The organism is Iodobacter sp. (assembly GCF_025352645.1).
In the GTDB taxonomy this organism is placed as follows: Bacteria; Pseudomonadota; Gammaproteobacteria; order Burkholderiales; family Chitinibacteraceae; genus Iodobacter.
Genome location: NZ_JANXSO010000172.1, coordinates 1 through 22,526 on the forward strand (window position 1 = coordinate 1; position 22,526 = coordinate 22,526).

Sequence of the window (22,526 nt, forward strand, 5' to 3'; positions counted from 1 at the left end):
ACGCGGTAATTGCAAATTTCATAGCCTTTCCTGATTATGTCTCTTGCCCAATGGACTCTGTGTAGATGGATTTATTGAGTGCTTGGTTTTGGAGTTTGTAGGGCGGGTGAAACCCGCGGGCTTATTCAGCATTGCTCGCGGGTTTCACCCGCCCTACAAACTCCAAAACCAAGCACTCAATAAATCCATCTACACAGAGTCCATTGGGCAAGAGACATAATCAGGAAAGGCTATGAAATTTGCAATTACCGCGTACTGAGTAAACTCATTTTGTGACCTAGCCAGCTAGCCAAGTCAGGCGTTAAGCTTGCGCTTACCGGCAAAACCCAGATTCTAACATCAGAGAGGCCTGCTAGCTTCACTGCATCTTTTTCTGTAACCAGAATAATGTCGGCATCAGGTAAGTCTTGGGGGCTAAATTGATGATGATCGGCAAAAGCGTACTCGGTAAATTCTAAGCCCAGCGCTGTTAAAGTATTAAAAAAGCGCTGCGGATTGCCGATTCCACATACGGCAGCAAGACGTTTTCCCTGCCATGATTGCCGCGCCACGCCGGTTAAAGAATAAAACTCTGCAGGCAATAAGGACATCTGAAAGCATTCACCCTGCTCCGATAGCCGCTCAAAGCCATTCACCACCACCGCATCCACCGTGTTTAGCCGCAACACGGGCTCACGCAAAGGCCCGGCAGGAAGCAATGCCCCATTACCAAAGCCACGTGCACCATCAACCACACAAAGCTCTAAATCGCGCTGCAGCCGATAATGCTGTAAGCCATCATCACAGAGCAAAACATTCACACCTGGATGTGCGGCCAAAAGGGCCGCGCCTGCGGCAGCACGATCAGCAAAAACATAAACTGGCACACCAGTGGCTCTGGCTAATAAAATAGGCTCATCGCCGCTTTGAGCGGGATCGCTCTCTTCAGTCACAGCAAGCGGGACAAGCGTCTTGCCACCATAGCCACGCGAAATAATGCCAGGAAAAAACCCCTGAGCCAGCAAGCTCTGGGCTAGATAAATAGTCAGTGGTGTTTTACCGGTGCCACCTACCGTAATATTGCCAACCACAATCACTGGCACTGGCAAGCGCACGCTTTGCTTTAACCCCAAGGCAAACAAAGCGCGACGCCCAGCCCCTAGCCCCGCAAACAAAATTGAGAGCGGGCGCAATAGGTAAGAGAGGGGATGGTGAGGCGTGTACCAGATACGATCAAGCAGCATCGGCCCGCCTCACTTGAATTGCAATAAACCACTTACTTTGCATTCGTCTGCGTAGCAAAGGTCAACTTGCCATAGCCCGCAATGCGTGCGGCTTCCATCACGTTAACAACGGTTTGGTGAGCGCTTTGTGCATCAGCATTAATGATAATCATCGGGTCTGCCGTAGCCCCCGCAGCACGGCGTAATAGCAGGGCAAAATCATCGGCCGTACTAAAGGTGGCCGCATTGCCATTGACGCTGTATTGGCCATTGGCTGAAATCGCCACATTGATAGACTGCGGCTGTTTATCCGGTGATTTTTCTGCATCTGCCGTAGGCAAGGTGATTTTTAGCTCCGCAAACTTGGAATAAGTTGTGGTTGCCATCAGAAAAATCAAAATCACCAAGAGCACGTCAATCAACGGTACAAAGTTAATTTCTGGCTCTTCACGATTACGCCCTTTACGAAAATTCATAATTAATTCCGTTCGCCGTGAACAACTTCCACCAACTTAACGGCCTGCTGCTCCATTTCCACCAGAAAGCCATCCACCTTGCCGCGGAAAAAACGATAGAACATCAGCGCAGGCACAGCCACCATAATCCCGAATGCGGTGTTGTATAACGCCACAGAAATCCCATGCGCTAGCGCGGCAGGGTTAGCAGCACCGGTGGGTGATTGCGAGCCAAAAATTTCGATCATCCCGATCACGGTACCAAACAAGCCTAATAGTGGCGTGACTGCAGCCAGCGTACCCAGCATTGGCAGGTAGCGCTCTAGATCGTGAGCAATCACACTGCCCGCTTCTTCAATAGACTCTTTCATAATTTCGCGAGAGCTGCGAACATTCTTAAGGCCAGCCGCTAAAACACGGCCCAATGGGCTGCTAGCAGATAATTTACCCAGCATTTCGGCATTCACGCCCTGACCGCGATAATCTTGTACTGCGCGAGCCAACAAACCCTCAGGCAAAATTTGGCTACGGCGTAAAGATAGAAAACGTTCAATGATGATGGTTACAGTGGCAACAGAAGCGGCGATAATTAGCCAAATCGGCCAACCGGCCGCTTCAATAATAGCAAGCATGTGTTTAATCCTGAGGCACGATTAGAAGCGCGTAACTTTAACGGGATTAAGGGGCGGGGGGAAGCGCTGTGCACTAACAAAAACACCAAAGTGTGCTCCGCCTAAAACGCCGCTCTATATTTAGAGCGATAAAATGCTTATTTTAACTGGTTTTAAAATCACAAAATATGCAGAAATCCAGTTTATCCAGCGGCTTTATTCTGAGCCCATTTGAAATAAAGCATGGCTAAGTCTGTGATCTGCCATGCTTTTTTTATTGTCAATAGCACTGTGGATAACTTTGTGCACAATATATAAAAAAAGCATTAAATAGCGTGTAGCCAATAAAATGTGCGACTACACATTCTACATAATGATTTATTAATACACATATAAATCAACAAGTTAAAGCTTAATTCTCTACTACAACACTCATAGTCATACGCAAATCGTTAGTTTGCGCCATTTTGTGGATTAAACAGAGCCAAATCGAGATTGTCATGAATTTGTCAAGTACAAACGGCGTCATTTTAACCGTGGCGGAACTCAACAGCCGCGCCAAATCACTGCTAGAAAGTAGTTTTCCTTTGTTGTGGGTGGCCGGTGAAATTTCAAACTTTAAACGTTACGATTCAGGCCACTGTTACTTCAGCTTAAAAGATGCAAAGGCCCAAGTAAGATGCGTGATGTTTCGCAATCGGGCTACATTAATTGATTTTCAGCCTCGTGAAGGAATGCAAGTTGAAGCACGCGCACTGGTTTCCTTGTATGAAGCACGCGGTGATTTTCAGCTCACTATCGAGGCCCTACGCCCCGCTGGCTTAGGCGCTTTATTTGCCGCCTATGAAAGACTCAAACAAAAATTAGAATTAGAGGGTTTATTTGCACCAGAGCGTAAAAAAACCCTACCTGTTTTTCCACGCGCTATCGGCATCGTCACCTCCCCCGCCGCTGCCGCACTCGCAGATGTCATTGCCGCCTTGCAACGCCGCATGCCCAGCTTGCCTATCATTCTTTATCCCACTCCGGTGCAGGGTATCGATGCCGCAGCACAGATTGCCAGTGCTATCCAAAAAGCCAATCAACGCCAAGAAGTAGATGTACTGATTGTGTGCCGAGGTGGCGGTAGCCTAGAAGATTTATGGTCGTTTAATGAAGAAGTAGTAGCACGGGCCATTGCCGCCTGCACCATTCCACTGGTGAGTGGCGTTGGCCATGAAACCGACTTTAGCATTGCCGATTTTGTTGCCGATGTGCGGGCAGCAACCCCCACAGCAGCGGCAGAGCTAGTTAGCCCCAATCGCGATGAATGGCTAGCTCGCCTTGATCGCCAGCGTAGCCGCATGCACCGCGCAGTAGAGCGGCAGCTACAAAGCAAAATGCAGGGCTTAGACGCCATTGCAAGGCGTTTACAACACCCCGGAACCCGTTTAGCCCAGCAACAAGCATATATTTTGGAGCTAAGCCGCCGCCTGCATTTAGCCCCTAAGCGTGCGCTAGAAAAAAATTATTATCGCCTGACGCAATCGGCGCTGCGCTTAAACCACCTCAAGCCCAGCACAATGCGCCAGCAAGATAGGCTTGCCTCACTAAAACAAAGGCTAGCCAGCGCACTACCACGCACGCTTTTGCAGCGGCGGCAAAGTTTATCTATGCTCGCCGCCCGCTTAGAGCCATGGAACCCGCAAGCCGTCTTAGCGCGTGGCTATGCCCTAGTCAGCCGGCCAGATGGGCAGCTGGTTCGGCTTGGCGCGACACTTCAACACGGCGAAGCCCTATCCGTGCAATTTGCCGATAGCGCTGTAGAGGTCAGGGTAAATAAAGACTTAGGCTTGCAGGGGACGCTGGGCTTGTAAAGTAAAAAGGGCACGGCATGCCGTGCCCCTATAGGATTTCAATCCACACCTAGATAGCTATGCTGCTTCGTCTTCCTCTGGCTCGGCTTCGGCCACCAAGCTTAAATGGCCTAATTCATCATGGCCCACGCTTTTACTGTCTTTGCTTTTTAATTTAACCCGCAAACGCAATTCATTAATTGAATCAGCATTTTTAAGCGCTTCTTCTAAGCTAATTCGCCCATCTTCGTATAAATGAAAGAGCGCAGAATCAAAGGTTTGCATCCCCAGCTCTTCTGATTTGAGCATGGCGGTTTTAACCCCGCCCACATCCCCTTTAAAAATCATATCTGCAACCAGCGGTGAATTAAGCAAAACTTCAATCGCAGCCACACGCCCTTTTCCGTCATGAGTAGGAATTAAGCGCTGAGAAACCATCCCGCGCATATTTAAGGATAAATCCATATAAATTTGCGGATGGCGCTCTTCGGGGAAGAAATTAACAATGCGCTCCAAAGCCTGATTCGCACTATTGGCATGCAAAGTACCCATGCATAAATGGCCTGTTTCAGCAAAAGACAAAGCGTATTCCATGGTATCGCGATCACGAATTTCACCAATTAAAATCACATCGGGCGCTTGCCTTAAAGTATTTTTAAGCGCTGCAAACCAATGCTTAGTATCGCGCCCTACTTCGCGATGCGTCACCAAGCAATTTTTACTTTTATGCACGTATTCAATCGGGTCTTCAATAGTGATGATATGACCGTGGGTGTTTTGATTACGGTAATCAATCATGGCCGCCATCGTGGTTGATTTACCCGATCCTGTTCCGCCCACCAAGAGCACCAAGCCGCGCTTGGCCAGCACCACATCTTTTAAAATAGGGGGGAGTTTTAACTCATCAAAATCGGGGATCTTGCTGGTAATAACCCGCAGCACCATGCCGACTTTTTCTTGCTGCATAAACACATTAACCCGAAAGCGGCCGATGCCTTCTGGATTAATCGCAAAATTGCATTCATATTCGCGCTCAAATTCTTGCTGCTGATCAGCCCGCATCACCGAATACGCCAATGCCTTACTAATCACTCCATTGAGCTTTTGATTACCCACTGGTGTGAGCTTGCCATTAATTTTCATTGCAGGCGGAAAATCATCGGCAATAAATAAATCAGACGCCTTATGCTGCAGCATCATACGCAGCAAATCATTGATCGTTTTATTGGCTTGTTCTGGCGTCATTATTAAAACCCTTTACACGGAGAAGCCCTGCCAGATTAGGAGTATTCTTAGCCAGATTCTTCCCGATATTGCAATTGATCAGATAAAGCGCCGATATGATATACGTGTTTTTATGCCAAAAATTGCTAAATAATAAAATTCTAATTTGCATCAAGATTAGGCGTATCAGGCAGGCGTGGCCCCAAGCCCTAGTATTCACGTAGCACGCCGCCCGCTCGCAAATACGGTAAAATGCCAGCCTCTTCTGTGAATTCAAAGATTTATGCGCAAAATCACTCATGTTGCAGCCGGTATTTTACTGCGCGCCGATGGCTCTTTTTTGCTTGGCAGCCGCCCCATAGGTAAGCCCTACGCGGGCTATTGGGAGTTCCCAGGTGGCAAGCTAGAAAGTGGCGAGAGCGAGATCACGGCATTAAAACGCGAATTAGTCGAAGAGATGGGTATTGAAGTCACCGCGGCCACGCCATGGATCGTGCAAACCTTTGATTACCCGCACGCCAGTGTGCGGCTATCGTTTTTTAGAGTAACGGCATGGCAAGGCGAAATCACCGCGCATGAGGGGCAAGAATTCGCTTGGCAGCAGCCAGGTAAGCTGAATGTTTCACCCATCTTGCCCGCCAATGGCCCTATCTTGCGCGGCCTAGCCCTACCCGAGGTGATGACGCTATCCAATGTGGCTGAACTCGGCGAAGCAGCCTTTTTAGCTCGCCTTAAGCAAAACAAGCCTAGTTGGCTTATTTTGCGCGAGCCACAGCTTAATCAAGACCAATATCGCGGCCTAGCCGAGCGAGTACTGGCTATTGCACGCGGCCAACACACCCGCGTTTTGCTGCACGATGCTATTGATTTAGCCACCCAGCTCAATGCCGACGGCGTGCATCTGCCCGCCCGCAGCCTGCTGGCACTCCAGCAACGCCCGCTCTTAGATTGGGTAGGCGCTTCCACCCACAATGCCGCTGAGCTTGCTGCCGCTAGCCAACTTGGCCTTGATTACGCACTGCTCGGCCATGTGTGTGACACGCCTTCTCATCCCGATCAAAGCGCATTAGGCTGGGCTAATTTTAGCGCGTTACTGGCACAGGGCTGGCCCTTGCCGGTGTATGCCTTAGGTGGAATGAGCAAAGACGATATCGCCTTAGCGCAAGAACACGGTGCACACGGCATAGCGATCATGCGTGCAGCTTGGGTATGAAAACTTGGATTATTAAAATCATCGTCGGGCATGTGATTGTGTTGGCCTTGATCTTAGCGGTACTTGGCAATAAATTTGGCTGGTTTACGCCTGATAATGAGCCAGAAGCACGGCTTAATTGCCCTGTATTTAGTGAGGGCTGCATCTTTAATTTTGAAGAGCAAAACTACAAAGTTAATAGCCAAACACCGCTTAATGCGAATAAACCAGTGCAATTACAAGTAGAAGGCAAAGCCAAGAAAATACACGCTAGTTGGCAAATGCAAGGCATGGAAATGGGCCCCAACCGCTATCGCTTACTATCAAACGATCAGCAACATTGGCATGCTCAAACAGCCCTGCCTATTTGCACCAACAAACGACAAGACTGGCTATTAAAATTAGAAATAGATGGCCATCGTATTGATATCAGCACTGTTTCTGAAAAAATATAAATGAATAAACTCAAATACTTAGCCGCCTACCCCGCCGCCATTCAAGCCAAGGTACAGCAACTATTAGATAGTAATCAGCTCGCCGAAGTGATTTTAAAAAAATACCCAGCCGCGCACGATATTAAAACCGACAAAGCTTTATATGACTATGTACTAGATATCAAAAACGATTATTTGCGCAAAACCGATCCAATCAGCAAAATTGCTTTTGATAGCAAGATTCATGTGATTAACCATGCACTAGGCCTGCACACCACCATATCCCGCGTGCAAGGCAGCAAGCTTAAAACCAAGCATGAAATCCGCATTGCTTCCATGTTTAAAGAAGTGCCCATCGATTTTTTAAAAATGATCGTCGTGCACGAGCTTTCCCATTTAAAAGAAAAAGAGCACGACAAAGCGTTTTATAAATTATGCGAGCATATGGAGCCGCAATATCATCAGCTGGAATTTGATTTACGCTTGTATCTAACGCAAATTGATCGATATGGAAAATTATTCTGATTAGTTTTCAGCCACCTTTGCAATCCTGCTTGCCAAGGTGGCTATTTTAGCGCCGCATTAAATGTATAAAATCCCGCTAAATGCTGCCATTCCTACTTCCTCTTTAGTCATTTTTACCCTAGCTTCCCTCATTCAAGCCCCCCATCCTAAGCTAGGTATTTTTCCATCTATGCAAAAGCCGCGAAAAAGGCTTGATCCAGTCAGAAGCCGCGTATTAGGATGCGGGAACAGAAGATGAAAGGCAGCTCCTGCTAGCCTTCACGGGAAGAGACCAAAAAATGAAAAATCATCGCCTCTCCAGCGGTTTCACGCTGCTGGAATTACTGGTTGTTTTGCTGATTATTGCCCTACTTGCAGGTTACGTTGGCCCCAAGCTGTTTGGCGAAGTGGGCAAAGCTAAGACCAAGACTGCGGCAAGCCAGATGAAATCGATCGCTGATGCGCTGGATCATTACCGCCTTGATACCGGCCACTACCCTAGCACTGAGCAGGGACTCAATGTACTGACCAAAAAACCGGCTGACGAAGCAAAATGGCAAGGCCCATATCTGATGAAAGACGTACCGGCAGATCCTTGGGACAGGCCTTACGTTTACAGCAAACCAGGTGAAAATGGCCGTGACTATGACTTACTGAGCTATGGCGCAGATGGCAAGGCCGGTGGTACGGGTGAAGATACAGATGTCAGTTATTAAACTGTCAAAAAAAACTAGCTACCCATCCGCTTAAAACGGCGGGTTTCACCCGCCCTACATGACAAAAAGCCCCCATGCGCTACACCGTTAAAGCCTTGCAGGCAGGCAAGCTATTACAGCTTGAAATGGATGCTGCTAATGAAAGCGAGCTCAAAGACAAGCTGACGGCAGAAGGCCTGCAGTTATTGTCTGCAAAGCCACTCAAGCAGTTTGCTATGTCACGCAAAGAATTCGGCCTATCGCTATTTACCCAAGAGTTAATTGCACTCTTGCAAGCGGGCCTAACTCTGGTAGAAGCGGTTGAAACCCTCAAAGAAAAAAGCGCGCAAGACACCAATGGCGATGTATTAAGCCGCATGATAGAAGGGCTTTATCAGGGCTTACCGTTATCTAAAGTTTTGGCGCAAATGAACCAGCATTTTCCGCCTTTATATATTGCTACCGTTAGCTCAGCCGAAAAAACCGGCCACCTAGCCGATGCGCTGGGCCGCTATCATCATTACGAATCTCGGCTCGCCGCGGTTAAAAAGAAAGTGATTGCGGCGGTGATTTACCCCTTAGTGGTGATTGGTATTGGCGGCGGCATTTTGCTGTTTTTGCTGTTTTATGTGATTCCAAAATTCAGTCAGATCTACGCCTCCATGAAAAACTTGCCCTTTGCCGCACAATTAATGCTGTGGTGGGGCGATCTGGTGCACCAGCACGGCTTAATGATGTTTGCCAGCATGGTGTTAAGTGTACTGCTGGCAGTGTTTTTACTACGTACTGATGCGGCAAAAAGTGTGCTACGAGAAGCCTTTTGGCGCTTGCCACGTTTAGAGCAGTACCGACGTTTATTTTCGCTGACCCGCTTTTATCGCACAGTGGGCCTGCTGCTGGCCGGTGGGATTTCGGTGGTACACGCCATGGAGCTGGCAGCGCAATTATTGCCGCTAAAAATGCAACTAGGCTTACAGCAAGCCCTAGTCGATGTGAAATCTGGCCAAGCACTTTCCCAAGCCCTACCCCGCTATCAGCTAACTACCCCCGTATCAGAGCGCTTACTACGGGTGGGTGAGCAAAGCGGAGAATTAGCCACCATGTGCGAGCGTAGCGCGCAGTTTTGTGATGAAGAACTAGAACGCGCCATCGATATGTTTACTCGGCTTTTTGAACCGATTCTGATGCTAATTATTGGGGTACTGATCGGCGGAATCGTGTTTCTGCTGTATATGCCGATTTTTGAGCTTGCTGGAAATATGCAATGACCGATGCCCAATACACGCCTGCTTTTGCAGCAGAAAACACCGCCTCTTTACCTAAACTCAGCCTAGAGCTGATCCAAACTCTGCGCAGCGATGCCAGCCAAAGCAGCCTGGGTGCCCACTTACAGCAGCTACTTGATCTAAGCGATGCAGATTACGGTGAGCAGCTCAGCCACTTTCTGGGCCTGCCTTTTTTAAGTGATGACGCCATGAGTGCGCTCAGCCCACGTTACGACTTACTGCCTTACGGCGATGCAGTGACCAAGCAGAGTTTGTTATTAGAAGGCAACGACGGCCTGTGGCTGGTGCTGGGTGATCCGTTTGATATGGCATTGCGCAATGCACTGCGCCAAAGAATCTCTGTCAGCTATCAAACGGCATTTGCCCATCATCAGGCGCTACGTACTTACTTAGAACAGTTTGAAACCTCACACCGCGCCATGGATCAGCTTGGAGCAGACGAGCAGAGCGAAGTCAGCCAAGATGGGATTGTTGAAATCTCACTGGCAAGCTTAGCCAGCGACAATAAACCCGTTGTAAAGCTGGTTAACTCCACACTTTACGACGCGCTCAAAGCCAAAGCTTCTGATATTCATATGGAAAGCACCCCCAACGGGCTGACGATTAAATATCGTATCGACGGCGTGTTGCTGCATATTGGCGGGGCCAATGGCCTAGAAAACGCCGAGCAGGTGATCTCACGGATTAAAGTGCTGGCCGATCTGGATATTTCTGAGCGGCGCGTGCCACAAGATGGCCGTTTTAAGGCGCGGATTAATGGCCGTGAAGTCGATTTTCGCGTGTCCATCATGCCGTCTATTTATGGCGAAGATGCGGTGCTGCGGGTACTAGATAAGCAACAAAGCGGCGATGCATTTAAGCAGCTAAGGCTGGACGTGCTGGGCTTTGACGAGGGCACCATGGGGCGAATCCGCAGCCTAGCGCGTGAGCCTTACGGCCTGCTGCTGGTCACTGGGCCTACCGGTTCAGGTAAATCGACCACGCTTTACGCCACACTTTCTGAAATAAATACCGGTGAAGAAAAAATCATCACCATTGAAGACCCGGTGGAGTATCAGCTACCAGGCGTTTTACAAATTCCCGTGAATGATAAAAAAGGCCTGAGCTTTGCCCGTGGCCTGCGCTCGGTACTGCGGCATGACCCAGATAAGATCTTGGTGGGTGAGATTCGCGACGGCGAAACCGCCAATATCGCGGTGCAGGCGGCGCTAACTGGCCACTTAGTGCTGACCTCGGTGCACGCCAACAATGTGTTTTCGGTGCTCGATCGCTTTATCCATATGGGTGTAGAGCCCAATAGCTTTGTGGACGCGTTAATTGGCGTAGTGGCACAACGCTTGATTCGAAAAGTATGCCTGCACTGCGTAGTGGACGATACGCCCGATGATGAGCTATTAGCCGCTTCAGGATTAAGCAGGGAAATGGTCAGCACATGGACATTTCGTAAAGGGGTGGGTTGTAAGGCCTGCCGCAATACCGGCTACCAAGGACGTAAGGCGATTGCCGAGGTTTTAAGGCTGAACGACGAATTAAAACAAGCCATCGCCAGCCGCGCACCCGCAGTAGAACTCAAACAACTGGCCGCCCGCTTTGGGTTTTTATCCATGCGCCGGCAAGCAATGAGCGTAGTGGCCAGCGGCGAAACCACTTTGCAAGAAATTAACCGCGTGACGTTTGTAGATTAAGTGTTATGCATTAAACCCCACAGCTTGAGCCACAGAAAACACAGCGTTTCACAGAGAAAAACAGAATATGTTGCATAGATTTTTTTTACAAAGGCTGATGCAGCTGTAGGGTGGACAAGGTTTGTTTGCCCACGTGGTGTCTTTGTTTATGGCATTGCAGCAAATCTGCGTGGGCAAGATAAACCGCCTTTGCTCACCCTAAAAAGCCGTTCTACCTATACGCTTTTTTATCGCTATGCCCACAGATTTTTTTATAAATGGCAGATCAGGCAATTTGCAGGAAGTAAATCGTGTCCCCTTTATGGATTGAGCATAGCGTTTGGCTGGCAGGGAATAAGCTGACTCTGGCCAGTCAACCCCGCTTACAAAAAGCCGACAAACAATGGCTATCACAAGCGATTGATAGTCAGTCTGCTGCACTGAGTTTGCAGCAGCTACTGACTGCCCGCCCCGCAAGCAGCGTTAGCACGCTCAATGTGCTGCTCAGCGGCGACTGGGTGCGCTATGGCGTGCTGCCTTGGCAGGATGGCTTGTATCAGCCTAACGACTGGCAGGCTTACGCTCGGCTTATTATTGCACAACAATTTGGCAGCAATGCCGATGGCTGGCGGGTGTGCATCAACCCCGCAGGCTTTGGCCAGCGCCGCCTTGCCTGTGCGATGGATGAATCTATTTACCAGATCGTGCTTGAGCTAGCCAAAAGCAATAAAACCCGCCTACAAAGCGTGCAGCCCTTATTAAGCAGCGTGATCGCGCAATATCGCCGTCAGTTTCTTGCTGCTGAATTTGCCTTAGTGGTGACAGAAAACGACAGCCTGTGCTGCGCTTTTTGGCAAGATAAGGCATGGCAAGGTGTCATCAACCTGCCGATCAATCAGGGCAGTGATGCGCTGCACAATGGTGGCATGGCGGCGCTGCTGCGCCAAGCGGCCATGCTGGCACAAGTGTCGCTCCCCAAACAAATCTACATCAGCTCATCAGCGCATTCGCTGGCTAAACTCGGCCTGCCGGGCTGTGAGGTGGCCTACCTTGGCGCAGTCCACCCCTTATTTACCGAAGGGGTTGCCGCATGAAACCCGTACAACTCTATTTTTATACACGCCCAAGCTCACTCTCGATTGTAGCGGCGGCCAACCTTGATGCGGTGCATCAACGATCTACCGAAGGGGCTGCCACATGAAGCCCGTACAACTTGATTTTCATAAGCGCCCCAGCTCAACACCTTGGTTGGGGCTAGCAATTGTAGTGGCCGCAGTGATTACTCTGCTATGGGTGATGACTCGGCTGGATATTGCTGAACAAATGCGTCAGCAGCTAGATAGCCAAGAAGATGAAATCAGCTGGAATCGCCGCCGTATCGACGAAGCCCGCAATAAGGAACAAAAAGAAGCGCCAACCAATGCCAAAGTGCAGGCTGCACAACAGGCACAGCAACAGGCTATTGGCCCAGTATTAGCAGTGCTGGAGCAAACTTGGCTGCCGAGCGTGGCTTACATCCGTATCGAGCTAGCCAGCGCCGAGCATCTTGTTAAGCTAGATTTGGAAGCCAAAACACTGGCCGATGCTTTAGCACTGGTAGACAGCTTGGGCAGTACCAAGGGAGTGAAGGCTGTGTCTTTATCCAGACACAATATGCGGGTCAGCGATCCGTTTCGTCCGGTACAGGTTAATCTAGATATCACATGGGAGCCGCGTCAGTGAATATGCAGCGACTCTTACAACATGGCCACTGGTATCTGCGCCAGTGGCGGCAATACGCGGGGATTCTAGCGATAGCAGGGCTGGTTTTAATGCTCTTTGCCATTGCTTTATATCTGCAAAAGCTTAAGCCGCTACAAAAAGACTTAACCCTGCGCGAAAGCACGCTGAGCGAGGCAGCGCGTAAGCTGAAAATAGCCAGTGCAACGGCATCAAACGCGTCCCAAGCCAGCAGCGTAGCTACGCGGCTCCCCAAATCCAGCGAATTTACCGCGTTTTTACTCAAGCTTAATGCGCTGGCGGAGCAAAAACATATTGTGCTGCAGCAAAGCGATTACAAAGCCACGCCTGAAATCAATGGCGAGCTGCTGCGCTACAGCCTGCAGTTTCCTGCCAACGGGGCTTACCCAGACGTACAGCAATTTATTGCCGAGCTGGAGAAAATGCCAGGGGTAAAAATAGAAAACCTCAGCCTCACCCGTCAGCAAATTGGCGAAGCCATGCTCAGCCTGCAGGTGCAAATGTCTTATCTAAGCGAGGTGCAGCAATGATATTGCACTCGCCAGCCATAATACCGCTTGGGCAAAAAACATCGCTCTTCGCTGCAAGCTGTAAGTTGGGCAAAGCGGTTTACCTTGCTCACGCAGATGCACCACAATGGCCAGAACCCATGCACCGCGTGGGCAACTTGCCCAGCCTACAAGTGCAAGAAGGACGCTGCTGATGATTTCGCGCCCTTTACAAATTATTGTTGCCATCACCGCCCTGCTCACTATTTACGTGGCATGGCAAGATAGCCAGCCAGAAGAAAGCCACGAGCGCCGCCAGCAGCGTGCTGCAACCGCCAGTGCAGCTCAGGCATCCGCCGTAGCAAAGGCGGTGGCGTCATCCGCCAGTAGCGTGGCGGTGAATTTATTCCCAGTGCAAACTTGGCAGCCGCCACCACCGCCGCCCCCTAAACCCACACCAACGCCTAAGCCCACACCGACGCCTCCCCCCATCGCGCCGCCTTTGCCCTTTCAAGTGGTTTCTACTTGGCATGAAGGCAGCACCGATTATGTGGTGCTAGAGGCTAATGGCCAGCAGATAGTGGTTTGCCAAAGCTGCAATGCGCTTGGGCGGGTGCAAAAAGGTGAAACTTTATTGGGCACTTGGCGCGTTGATCAGGTGACTCGCCAGCAAATTGTGTTTACTTTCCTGCCACTGAATCAGCAGCAGGTGCTCCCTCTTGGAGCAACGCCTTGAAGCGCGTATTTAGCCGGTGTTCAATTACTTATAATTTCTCTGCTGCACACAGCAGGTTTTGTCTTTGGGAGCTACACCTTGAAGCGCGCATTTAGCATGACTCTTATCGCGGCCAGCCTGCTGACAGGCTGTGCCGCCGACATGGCCCGCAAGCAGGGTGAATCATTAATCTACGAAGGCGAAGTAGAGCAAGGGTTACAATTTTTAAAAGAAAAATCTAAGCTTTATCCTGACGATATTAAGCTGCGTACCAGCTATCAACGGCAGCTAGACAATACGCTCAGTATTTTGCTAAAAGAAGCCGACAGCGCCCGCGCCCGTGGCGATATTGAGCTGGCCACCAATCGCTATCAACAAATGCTCTCGCACGATAAAGGCAATTACCGTGCGCAAGAAGGGCTTAAGCTAACCGAGATCGCGGCGCGGCAAGATTCCATGCTGAAATATGCTCGGGAAATCAAAGAAAGCAAGCCTGACGAGGCGCTCGATGTACTCGCGCAAATCTTAAATGACAACCCTAGAAATCCGCAGGCACTTAGGCTACGCGATGAGGTAGAAAGCCGTAAAACCCGCGAAGCAACGCTGCGCCCAGGCCTTGCTCAGTCTTTAAAAAACCCGATTTCTTTGCAATTTAAAGACCAAAGCATTAGCAGCGTATTCGATATTATTTCGCGCATAGGTAAAGTAAATTTTATTTTTGACCGCGATGTTGCGCCCAATTTGCGTACCACCATTTATGCGCACGATAGCAGCGTTGAAGACGTGATCAATTTAATTTTGACCACCAATCAATTAGATAAAAAAGTATTAAATGAAAACACTATCCTCATTTACCCAAAGCGCCCAGATAAAGACCGCGATTACAAAGATTTGGTGATGCGCACCTTTTATTTATCCAATGCCGATCCAAAGCAGGTATTGGCCATGATTAAACAAATGGTTAAAACCAAAGATGTGTATATCGACGAGCGCTTATCCATGTTGATAATGCGGGATACGCCCGAAGCTATCGCTGTGGCCGAACGGCTCATTGCAGCCCAAGATTTGCCACAATCAGAGATTGTATTAGATGTAGAAATCTTAGAAGTTAGCAGCACCGATCTGCTCAATATGGGGATTCAATACCCAGATACAATTTCCGCATCTTTGGCCCCAGTGAACAGCATTTCGCCATTTCCTGTCAGCGGAACACCCGCAGCAGGGCAAATTAGTTTGGATAAGCTAAGTAATCTCAATAAAAGCGATGTGTTAGTGAATCTTGGCAATCCTATGATCAGCGCCAACTTTACCCACAATAAGGGCACGACCAATATTCTGGCCAACCCCAAAATTCGTGTTAAAAACCGTGAGAAAGCCAAGGTACAGATTGGTGAACGCGTGCCGGTTGTAACCACCACCAATAACAACGGCACCACCTCAGAATCCATCACTTACCTTGATGTGGGGCTAACGCTAAATGTTGAGCCTGTGCTATCCAACGATAACGATATCAGCGTTAAAGTATCGCTAGAGGTATCTAATGTTACCGGCAGCGTTACCACCCGCAACGGCTTAATTGCTTATAAAGTAGGCACGCGCAATGCCACCACCAATATGAGCGCTAGGGATGGCGAAACACAGGTACTGGCTGGATTATTATCCCGCACAGATCAATCCACCGGCAATGCTCTGCCTGGCCTTGGCGAGCTACCTGTCCTTGATCGCCTCTTTGGGAATAAAAAAGACGATAACGCCAAAACCGAACTCATCCTGCTGATTACCCCGCGTGTGGTGCGCAATTTGGCGCTTCCATCACCGCATATCACCACCTTTGATAGCGGCACCGAAGGCGCAATCAGCATCAGCCCGCTGCGCCTGCGCACCAGCTCTACAATTAAAATCAATAGTAATTCCAGCGGCAGCATCATGATGCCAGCACCACAGATGGTGATAGCACAGCCTGCACCTGCACCGGAGCCGGCCCCAGCTCCAGTGCCCGCACAGCAAAGCGAGGAATTTGTGCCTAAATCCACGCCGCCCGCACCTGAGCCCACCCCGCTGCCTTCACGCGGCAACGGTATGGGACGCCGTTAAATATGTTAGCAAGCGCCCGCCGCCGCAGGTTTAATCAGGGTTTTACCTTGATAGAGCTGATGGTTACGCTGACTATTTTGGCGGTTTTAGCCACCGTAGCCATGCCACTCTCGCAAATTACGGCCACTCGCCAAAGAGAAGAAGACCTGCGCCGCGCGCTTTGGCAAATTCGCAGCGGGCTTGATGCCTACAAACAAGCCGCAGACGATGGGCAGATCAAAAAGTCGCTCGATGAATCGGGCTATCCTCCTAATCTAGCGGTATTAACCGAAGGCGTAAAAGACGCCAAAGACCCAAATGGCAAAATGATTTACTTTCTGCGCCGCCTGCCCCGAGACCCCTTTTGTGACTGCCCAAGCAGCAACGATGAAAAAACCTGGGGGCTACGCAGCTACACCAGCCCGCCCGATTCACCACAATCAGGCCGAGATGTGTTTGACGTTTACTCGCTAAGCAGTGGCATAGGCTTAAATGGCGTGGCGTATAAAAAGTGGTAAATATATTGGCTCAAGCCAAGAAGGCTATTTATGAAAAAAACAGTATCTGGTTTCACCCTGATCGAGCTACTCGTTGTGCTCGCCATTATGGCCAGCCTGCTCACACTGGTGGTGCCGCGCTATTTTCATCAAACCGAGCGCGCCAATGAAACGGTACTCAAACATAATTTAGTTGCCATGCGGGATGCAATCGATAAGTTTTATGCCGATTCTGGCCGCTACCCCAGCGATATTGCAGAGTTAGTTAGCCAGAAATACCTGCGCGAAATGCCTATGGACCCAATCACCAGCAAAAATGATAGTTGGCAGGTGGTCGCCCCAACAAACGCCAGCGGCGTGTATGACGTAAAAAGTGGTGCAGAGGGAAACGGCAATGATGGCTCCGCTTACAATAGCTGGTAAAGCGCAGCCCAAGGGCGCAGCAAGGCCTCAGCTTGGCAGCAAGCAAGAGGCTGGCTTTGCTTACGCTTGGGCCCTAATGGCGGTACTGATTATGGGAGTCTACTTAGCGCAAGTGGGTGAGGCTTGGCAAAACCGCGCCCAGCGGGCCAAAGAAGCAGAGCTACTACGTGTAGGCGCGGAAATCCGCCGAGGGATTAAGCTTTATACCGAACAAAATATGATGCAAGGCATGCAATACCCTAAATCATTAGAAGAGCTGGTACTCGACCCCCGCAGCCCCACCCCGCGCCGTTTTATCCGCAAAGCGTATAAAGACCCCCTTACCGGCGAGGATTGGCAGTATATCTCCGCTCCCGGCGGCGGTTTTATGGGGGTGTATAGCAAGGCCCAAGGCAAACCCCTTAAACAGCGACTCTTCCCTAGCGATTTTGCTGGTTTTGCCGACCAAAACAGCTATCAAGACTGGAAATTTGCCCATTGGCCTAATGGCAAAGCACTGAAAAAGTAGTCCCAATTTGTAGCAGAGCTTAGGCAGTAAAAACCAAAATGTTGATCCAAAGAGAACACGGGGTTCCACAAAGGTGGCTAAACCTTGTTTTGAGGATTTCTCTGTGCCCTTTGTGCTCTCATTATCTCTGAGGCCCTAGGTTTAGCGCCATTTCACAGATCACGGAGATGATTTGTGACTTTAGCGGGGCAAGCTCAGCTTACCCCGGCCATGCAATCAATCAGCTACGATAATCCGCATTGATTTTTACGTAATCATAAGAAAAATCGCAGGTCCAAATCGTTGCGGCCTCAGTGCCACGATTTAGTTTTACCGTGATGCTGATTTCTGATTGCTTAAGCACGCGTTGGCCGTCTTCTTCCTTATATCCCACATAGCGGCCACCGTCTTTGGCAACCAGCACGTCATCCAACCACACTTCTAAGGTATCTACGTCTAAATTGGGTACTTCTGAATAACCAATCGCGCACAGAATGCGGCCCAAATTTGGGTCTGAGGCAAAGAAAGCCGTTTTAACCAAGGGCGATCTGCCAATTGCATAGCCAACGGCTTTGCACTCGGCGCGATCAATACCGCCTTCTACATTGATGGTGATAAATTTGGTGGCGCCTTCGCCATCACGAATAATCGCCTTGGCCAGCGTTTGGCTGATGTCTAACACCGCATCGCGCAGCGTGGCAAAATCGGCGCTCGTGCTATCGGTGATTTCTGTATTACCCGCTTGGCCGGTGGCGATCAGGATAAAGCTATCGTTAGTGCTGGTGTCACCATCCACCGTGATCGAGTTAAACGAGCGATCTGCTGACCATGCCACCAGCTCTTGCAGCATGTTTTGCGATACCACAGCATCCGTCGCCAAATAGCCCAGCATGGTCGCCATATTCGGGTGGATCATCCCCGCCCCCTTGCTAATGCCGGTTAGGGTGACCGTTTTGCCATCTAATACAATTTTTTTGCTCGCAGCTTTAGGGGCAACATCGGTAGTCATAATCGCGTTGGCAGCTTCAAACCAATTGCTAGGTTTTAGATCGCCAATCGCCGCATCCAGCGCCGCAATAATTTTGCCTGCGGGTAAGGGCTCTAAAATCACCCCAGTCGAAAAAGGCAGTACTTGGGCAGGGTTAATATCCAAACGCTCAGCCAGCGCAAAACAGATTTCTTTGGCGCGCTCAAACCCATCTAGCCCCGTGCCCGCATTGGCGTTACCGGTATTCACCACCAATGCACGGATCTCGCCGCCTTCCGCTAAATGGCTGCGGCAAATACGCACTGGTGCGGCGCAAAATTTATTCAGCGTAAACACCCCAGCAGCGCGGCTGCCCTTGGCTAATCGCATGACCAACACATCTTTTCGGCCAACCGTTTTAACGCCTGCCGAGGCGATACCAAGCGCCACTCCGGCAACAGGATAAAGCTGGCTAGGATCAAGCGTGGGCAGATTAACGGGCATGTCTTAAATCTCCAAATAAAGCAAAAAGCATGATTGTAAAGCACACTCGCCTCACTGGCTTTAGCCACCAGCTGCAAATGGCCGAAAAAACAGCCCATGACCCGTGTTACACAACAAAAAACCAAATATTGAATCACTCAAGAACGCGGAATATCACAGAGAAAAAATGGGTTGGCTTAATCAATTTCATTAAGCACATACAAATCCATCACGCATAGGCCGTGCTTATTTCTCGTGTATTCAAGTATTGTTCGCGAGTTAATAATCCTTGTGCATCGCATCCGCTATTTAATATATTGTTCACAAACTAAACAGTAGTATATTTTTACTTCATTCAAGTTTTGGGGTTACCATTTAATTTGGGCTTTATAAATAGGATTCCAAATGCCGCATACTCACCCTGTTCTTGCCGATTTTTTAAGCTTTACCCTGAGCCATCATCCCATTGATATCGTAAAAGGCCAGCTTACCAATGGGGTGCATTGGCACTATTTAGGGGATGGCATTTTAGAATTTGTACCGCAGCACGGCAGTGATCAAAGCTTAGTGCTCTCTGCGGGCATACACGGCAATGAAACCGCGCCTATCGAGCTACTCAACACGCTAGTCCAAGATATCGCCACTGGCGAGCAACCACTAGCAGTGCGCTTGCTGATGTTGCTGGGCAATGTTGCGGCCATGCGCCAAAACTGCCGCTATCTGCAAGATGATCTGAACCGCCTCTTTGATCATCGCCACCAAAAACTGCCAGATAGCCCAGAAGCACAACGAGCCGCCCATATCGAAGAGGCGATGGCGCAGTTTTTTGATGCTGCAAGTGGCAAGAAATATCACCTCGACCTACACACCGCAATTCGCCCCTCCAGCTTTAGCCGCTTTGGCTTGCTGCCTTACCAAGGCCGCCCTTACGATGCCTATTTACTGAGTCTGCTAGAGCGTTGTGATTTAGGCGCGCTGCTGATTAATCACGCCCCAGCGGGTACATTTGCTTATCACTCCAGCCAGCACCACAGTGCAGAATCGGTGACTTTAGAACTGGGCAAAGTACAGCCCTTTGGGCAAAACCAGTTAGCCGAATTTGCCGGCATCAACGCCCTCATGCGCGCCATGGTGGCAGGCACCGAGCCCACCACGGCTGCCCAACCCTACAAAACCTTTAAAGTCGTAGCGCAATTAGAAAAGCACAGCGAAGACTTTGTGCTTAATCTACCCAGCGACGTAGCCAACTTCACCGCTTACCCTAAGGGCACGCGGATCGCCACCGACCAAGGCTATGAATACATCGTCAGCCACAGCGAGGAACGCATCGTATTCCCTAACCCAAAAGTAAAGCCAGGGGTTAGAGCGGGGCTGATGGTGGTGGAAGTAAACAACTAAAAATGCTTAAGGTGTGCAAGTAGCGCTCTTGCACACCCATTTACAATGCCAAGAATCGCCAAGCCAGCTTCCCGCAATTGACCCACCGCATAAAACCATTGATACTCCACTGACATACTGACACAAAACTGACTTTCAACCCAAAGTGAGTATCAATCATGCAAAAATCATTACCCCGCCCTGGCAAGCTTGCACAAATCAGTCTGATCTGCGCCCTTTTAATCCATTCATTTTCTGCCCAAGCTGCCGATCAAACGTGGATTAAGCAAAGTAATAACGATGCCAAATTGCTACTGCAATTAATGAGCAAATACTCACCGGAAAACGCTGGCAATTTAGGTGTAGACGGTTTAGACGAGCAAATTACTGATTTATCCCAAGATTGGTTTAATAGCAAAACAACAGATACCCGCAACATTATCGGGCAATTAAACCAGCGCTTAAATCAAGAAACAAATCATAAAAACAAGCAAGACTTGCAAATATTAATCAGCAGTGCCGAAGATCATTTACGTAAAGAAAATTTAGACCGCAAATACTTTCTGCCCTTTATTGATGTAAGCAGCTTAATTTTTAATGTTGTCCAACAAACCTTAGACCCACGGGTATCCAAATCACGTCAGCAGACTTTACTGGTGCGCTTAAATAAATATGCGGGCCTGCTTAAAGACTTTAAACCGATCACAGATTTAGCCGCAGACCGTATGCACGAGCGCTTAAAAGCCAACCCACAGCTCATTGGGCCTTTTAAAGGCGATATTGAGCAGGCTTTAAGCGATGGGCCAGTTTATCTAGCGGGCATCAAAGAAATGCTGGCTAAAAGTGAGATAAAGGGCTGGGAAACAACTTGGGCGATATTAGAGCAACAACTCATTGCTTACAATGCCCTCATTAAAAAAGAAGTATTGCCGCTGGCCCGCAATGATCACAAATTACCCGCTGAAGTCTATGCCAATAATCTGCGCGATTTTGGTGTTGATATCCCGCCAGAAGAATTAATCTCCAAAGCACTGACCTCCTTTGCTGAAATTCGTAATCAAATAACCATTAGTGCCGGTATTGTGGCAAAAGAGCATCATTTTGCAGATGCAGATTATCGCTCGGTGATTCGTGAATTAAAGAAAACACAAATTCCCAAAGAAAATGTGATCGCCAAATACAGCGATATCCTCAGGCAAATCGAAACCATTATTAAAAACCAGCAGATTGTGACGCTGCCAGATCGTAACGCCGTGATTCGATTAGCCAGCGCCGCATATGAACTCGCCACGCTTAATTGGCAATACCGGCGAATATGGTGAATTTGTATTAACCACGGGGCTAACTGCGGGTGCCTCCAGCAAAACGCTGCACTTTGATGATTTTACCCATCAAGCGGGCACTTGGACGCTGACCGCGCATGAAGCAAGGCCGGGGCATGAATTGCAATTTGCCAAAATGATAGAAACAGGCGTTTCCACCGCAAGGGCTGTGTTTGCCTTTAATAGCACCAATGTGGAGGGCTGGGCCTTATATGCCGAAGCCGAGATGCAGCCTTTTGAACCTATGGACGGCCAGTTGTTTGCCTTACAGCACCGCATGCTGCGCACCGCGCGCGCCTTTTTAGACCCAATGGTCAATTTAGGCCAGATGCCAGCGGAAGGAGCCAAAACCTTTTTGATGGAAGAAGTTGGCCTATCCGAAGCCATGGCCACCCAAGAAGTACAACGCTATACCTTCCGCTCGCCAGGCCAAGCGACTTCCTACTTTTACGGCTATCAGCAGCTAATGGAAACACGCCAAATCGCCGAAATCGCGCTCCGTAAAAAATTCGACCGCCGCGCCTTTAATGATTTTGTGCTATCGCAAGGCCTAGTTCCTGGGCGTATTTTACGTGAGGCCGTGATTCAGGAGTTTGTGCCTGCACGCTTGTAATGGGTAATCGCCAAATAAAGCTCAATATATAGAGCGTAAAGCATACTCTTGCGCGCCAAAGCCGGTGCGCAAGAGCAGCGCTTGCACCCCTCATCATCATCTGCACTTATAAAACAACCCCAAGCTCATACAAAACATCTACTTTTGTTAATAACAAAAACACTCATCCCCATTTGTACAAACTGCACAAAGCAGCAATCCCCCCTTAGATCTGCCTTCATCGCTGCTGCATGTTAAAA

At 49.3% G+C, this 22,526-nt stretch carries 23 protein-coding genes; 18 read left to right on the top strand and 5 right to left on the bottom strand.

The genetic code is table 11. The features are described 5' to 3' along the window. Nucleotides 1-245 precede the first annotated feature (245 nt). From lpxK to Q0R17_RS18830, 3 genes are read right to left on the bottom strand one after another with little or no spacing between them, the layout of a single operon-like run. Complete coding sequence (gene lpxK / locus Q0R17_RS18820; protein WP_293937878.1) at nt 246-1,223, bottom strand: tetraacyldisaccharide 4'-kinase; 978 nt, start codon at nt 1,221-1,223, stop codon at nt 246-248. 32 nt (nt 1,224-1,255) lie between these two features. After that, a complete protein-coding gene (locus Q0R17_RS18825) occupies nt 1,256-1,678 on the bottom strand; it encodes a biopolymer transporter ExbD (RefSeq protein ID WP_293937880.1) in 423 nt (140 codons plus the stop codon). Between the two features lie 2 nt (nt 1,679-1,680). Then, nucleotides 1,681-2,289 (bottom strand): MotA/TolQ/ExbB proton channel family protein, encoded by a 609-nt coding sequence (locus Q0R17_RS18830; RefSeq protein WP_293937882.1) that lies wholly within the window; start codon nt 2,287-2,289, stop codon nt 1,681-1,683. A 479-nt stretch (nt 2,290-2,768) separates the two neighbouring features. Between Q0R17_RS18830 and xseA the strand changes: the two genes are divergently transcribed. Then, nucleotides 2,769-4,124: an exodeoxyribonuclease VII large subunit gene (gene xseA / locus Q0R17_RS18835; protein ID WP_293937884.1), complete on the top strand. Its 1,356-nt coding sequence runs from the start codon at nt 2,769-2,771 to the stop codon at nt 4,122-4,124. Between the two features lie 57 nt (nt 4,125-4,181). Here xseA and Q0R17_RS18840 read toward each other — a convergent pair whose 3' ends face one another. Further along, the gene (locus Q0R17_RS18840) at nt 4,182-5,348 is read right to left on the bottom strand and encodes a PilT/PilU family type 4a pilus ATPase (protein WP_293937886.1); all 1,167 of its coding nucleotides are present in this window, start codon (nt 5,346-5,348) and stop codon (nt 4,182-4,184) included. 262 nt (nt 5,349-5,610) lie between these two features. On the opposite strand from Q0R17_RS18840, the gene Q0R17_RS18845 reads away from it, so the two are divergent. From Q0R17_RS18845 to Q0R17_RS18910, 14 genes are all read left to right on the top strand, one after another. Then, nucleotides 5,611-6,540, top strand: coding sequence for a Nudix family hydrolase (locus tag Q0R17_RS18845; RefSeq protein ID WP_293937888.1), 930 nt, complete (start codon nt 5,611-5,613; stop codon nt 6,538-6,540). Further along, on the top strand, nt 6,537-6,974 hold the full coding sequence (locus Q0R17_RS18850; RefSeq protein WP_293937890.1) for a hypothetical protein: 438 nt from the start codon (nt 6,537-6,539) through the stop codon (nt 6,972-6,974). Before Q0R17_RS18845 ends, Q0R17_RS18850 begins: the two co-directional genes overlap by 4 nt. Beyond that, entirely contained in the window at nt 6,975-7,478 is a 504-nt protein-coding gene (locus Q0R17_RS18855) for a YgjP-like metallopeptidase domain-containing protein (protein WP_293937892.1), read from the top strand. Nucleotides 7,479-7,756: 278 nt separating this feature from the next. After that, nucleotides 7,757-8,173: a type II secretion system major pseudopilin GspG gene (gene gspG / locus Q0R17_RS18860; RefSeq protein ID WP_293937894.1), complete on the top strand. Its 417-nt coding sequence runs from the start codon at nt 7,757-7,759 to the stop codon at nt 8,171-8,173. A 74-nt stretch (nt 8,174-8,247) separates the two neighbouring features. After that, nucleotides 8,248-9,420 carry a type II secretion system F family protein gene (locus Q0R17_RS18865; protein WP_293937896.1) on the top strand — a complete coding sequence of 391 codons (1,173 nt, stop codon included), beginning with the start codon at nt 8,248-8,250 and terminating at the stop codon, nt 9,418-9,420. After that, entirely contained in the window at nt 9,417-11,123 is a 1,707-nt protein-coding gene (locus tag Q0R17_RS18870) for a GspE/PulE family protein (protein ID WP_293937898.1), read from the top strand. The genes Q0R17_RS18865 and Q0R17_RS18870 overlap by 4 nt, the downstream gene beginning before the upstream one ends. A gap of 290 nt (nt 11,124-11,413) precedes the next feature. Beyond that, nucleotides 11,414-12,196 (top strand): hypothetical protein, encoded by a 783-nt coding sequence (locus Q0R17_RS18875; RefSeq protein WP_293937900.1) that lies wholly within the window; start codon nt 11,414-11,416, stop codon nt 12,194-12,196. 103 nt (nt 12,197-12,299) lie between these two features. After that, on the top strand, nt 12,300-12,824 hold the full coding sequence (locus Q0R17_RS18880; RefSeq protein ID WP_293937902.1) for a hypothetical protein: 525 nt from the start codon (nt 12,300-12,302) through the stop codon (nt 12,822-12,824). Further along, the gene (locus tag Q0R17_RS18885; RefSeq protein ID WP_293937904.1) at nt 12,806-13,372 is read left to right on the top strand and encodes a hypothetical protein; all 567 of its coding nucleotides are present in this window, start codon (nt 12,806-12,808) and stop codon (nt 13,370-13,372) included. The genes Q0R17_RS18880 and Q0R17_RS18885 overlap by 19 nt, the downstream gene beginning before the upstream one ends. 172 nt (nt 13,373-13,544) lie before the next feature. Further along, the gene (locus Q0R17_RS18890; RefSeq protein WP_293937906.1) at nt 13,545-14,066 is read left to right on the top strand and encodes a hypothetical protein; all 522 of its coding nucleotides are present in this window, start codon (nt 13,545-13,547) and stop codon (nt 14,064-14,066) included. Nucleotides 14,067-14,162: 96 nt separating this feature from the next. After that, nucleotides 14,163-16,139 (top strand): secretin N-terminal domain-containing protein, encoded by a 1,977-nt coding sequence (locus Q0R17_RS18895; protein WP_293937908.1) that lies wholly within the window; start codon nt 14,163-14,165, stop codon nt 16,137-16,139. A gap of 2 nt (nt 16,140-16,141) precedes the next feature. Then, complete coding sequence (locus Q0R17_RS18900; RefSeq protein ID WP_293937910.1) at nt 16,142-16,636, top strand: type II secretion system protein; 495 nt, start codon at nt 16,142-16,144, stop codon at nt 16,634-16,636. Nucleotides 16,637-16,666: 30 nt separating this feature from the next. Beyond that, nucleotides 16,667-17,038, top strand: a complete 372-nt coding sequence (locus Q0R17_RS18905) for a type II secretion system protein (RefSeq protein ID WP_293937912.1) — start codon at nt 16,667-16,669, stop codon at nt 17,036-17,038. Beyond that, nucleotides 17,010-17,546, top strand: coding sequence for a type II secretion system protein (locus Q0R17_RS18910; RefSeq protein ID WP_293937914.1), 537 nt, complete (start codon nt 17,010-17,012; stop codon nt 17,544-17,546). Before Q0R17_RS18905 ends, Q0R17_RS18910 begins: the two co-directional genes overlap by 29 nt. 220 nt (nt 17,547-17,766) lie before the next feature. Here Q0R17_RS18910 and argJ read toward each other — a convergent pair whose 3' ends face one another. After that, a complete protein-coding gene (argJ, locus tag Q0R17_RS18915) occupies nt 17,767-18,996 on the bottom strand; it encodes a bifunctional glutamate N-acetyltransferase/amino-acid acetyltransferase ArgJ (protein ID WP_293937916.1) in 1,230 nt (409 codons plus the stop codon). 384 nt (nt 18,997-19,380) lie between these two features. Between argJ and astE the strand changes: the two genes are divergently transcribed. The 3 genes from astE to Q0R17_RS20125 all read left to right on the top strand — a co-directional run bounded on the left by astE (nt 19,381) and on the right by Q0R17_RS20125 (nt 22,287). Next, nucleotides 19,381-20,373, top strand: coding sequence for a succinylglutamate desuccinylase (gene astE / locus Q0R17_RS18920; RefSeq protein ID WP_293937918.1), 993 nt, complete (start codon nt 19,381-19,383; stop codon nt 20,371-20,373). 158 nt (nt 20,374-20,531) lie between these two features. Beyond that, nucleotides 20,532-21,674, top strand: a complete 1,143-nt coding sequence (locus Q0R17_RS20120) for a DUF885 family protein (RefSeq protein ID WP_374759886.1) — start codon at nt 20,532-20,534, stop codon at nt 21,672-21,674. Then, nucleotides 21,631-22,287: a DUF885 family protein gene (locus Q0R17_RS20125; RefSeq protein WP_374759887.1), complete on the top strand. Its 657-nt coding sequence runs from the start codon at nt 21,631-21,633 to the stop codon at nt 22,285-22,287. The genes Q0R17_RS20120 and Q0R17_RS20125 overlap by 44 nt, the downstream gene beginning before the upstream one ends. Nucleotides 22,288-22,526 lie beyond the last annotated feature (239 nt).

Coding starts and splice junctions, on each gene's coding strand:
- Q0R17_RS18855 (WP_293937892.1), top strand. CDS start 6,975: ATGAATAAACTCAAATACTTAGCCGCCTACCCCGCCGCCATTCAAGCC.
- Q0R17_RS18845 (WP_293937888.1), top strand. CDS start 5,611: ATGCGCAAAATCACTCATGTTGCAGCCGGTATTTTACTGCGCGCCGAT.
- Q0R17_RS18900 (WP_293937910.1), top strand. CDS start 16,142: ATGTTAGCAAGCGCCCGCCGCCGCAGGTTTAATCAGGGTTTTACCTTG.
- Q0R17_RS18885 (WP_293937904.1), top strand. CDS start 12,806: ATGGGAGCCGCGTCAGTGAATATGCAGCGACTCTTACAACATGGCCAC.
- Q0R17_RS20125 (WP_374759887.1), top strand. CDS start 21,631: ATGAACTCGCCACGCTTAATTGGCAATACCGGCGAATATGGTGAATTT.
- Q0R17_RS18865 (WP_293937896.1), top strand. CDS start 8,248: ATGCGCTACACCGTTAAAGCCTTGCAGGCAGGCAAGCTATTACAGCTT.
- Q0R17_RS18825 (WP_293937880.1), bottom strand. CDS start 1,678: ATGAATTTTCGTAAAGGGCGTAATCGTGAAGAGCCAGAAATTAACTTT.
- Q0R17_RS18840 (WP_293937886.1), bottom strand. CDS start 5,348: ATGACGCCAGAACAAGCCAATAAAACGATCAATGATTTGCTGCGTATG.
- xseA (WP_293937884.1), top strand. CDS start 2,769: ATGAATTTGTCAAGTACAAACGGCGTCATTTTAACCGTGGCGGAACTC.
- Q0R17_RS18850 (WP_293937890.1), top strand. CDS start 6,537: ATGAAAACTTGGATTATTAAAATCATCGTCGGGCATGTGATTGTGTTG.
- Q0R17_RS20120 (WP_374759886.1), top strand. CDS start 20,532: ATGCAAAAATCATTACCCCGCCCTGGCAAGCTTGCACAAATCAGTCTG.
- lpxK (WP_293937878.1), bottom strand. CDS start 1,223: ATGCTGCTTGATCGTATCTGGTACACGCCTCACCATCCCCTCTCTTAC.
- astE (WP_293937918.1), top strand. CDS start 19,381: ATGCCGCATACTCACCCTGTTCTTGCCGATTTTTTAAGCTTTACCCTG.
- Q0R17_RS18905 (WP_293937912.1), top strand. CDS start 16,667: ATGAAAAAAACAGTATCTGGTTTCACCCTGATCGAGCTACTCGTTGTG.
- Q0R17_RS18830 (WP_293937882.1), bottom strand. CDS start 2,289: ATGCTTGCTATTATTGAAGCGGCCGGTTGGCCGATTTGGCTAATTATC.
- Q0R17_RS18870 (WP_293937898.1), top strand. CDS start 9,417: ATGACCGATGCCCAATACACGCCTGCTTTTGCAGCAGAAAACACCGCC.
- gspG (WP_293937894.1), top strand. CDS start 7,757: ATGAAAAATCATCGCCTCTCCAGCGGTTTCACGCTGCTGGAATTACTG.
- Q0R17_RS18880 (WP_293937902.1), top strand. CDS start 12,300: ATGAAGCCCGTACAACTTGATTTTCATAAGCGCCCCAGCTCAACACCT.
- argJ (WP_293937916.1), bottom strand. CDS start 18,996: ATGCCCGTTAATCTGCCCACGCTTGATCCTAGCCAGCTTTATCCTGTT.
- Q0R17_RS18910 (WP_293937914.1), top strand. CDS start 17,010: ATGATGGCTCCGCTTACAATAGCTGGTAAAGCGCAGCCCAAGGGCGCA.
- Q0R17_RS18895 (WP_293937908.1), top strand. CDS start 14,163: ATGACTCTTATCGCGGCCAGCCTGCTGACAGGCTGTGCCGCCGACATG.
- Q0R17_RS18890 (WP_293937906.1), top strand. CDS start 13,545: ATGATTTCGCGCCCTTTACAAATTATTGTTGCCATCACCGCCCTGCTC.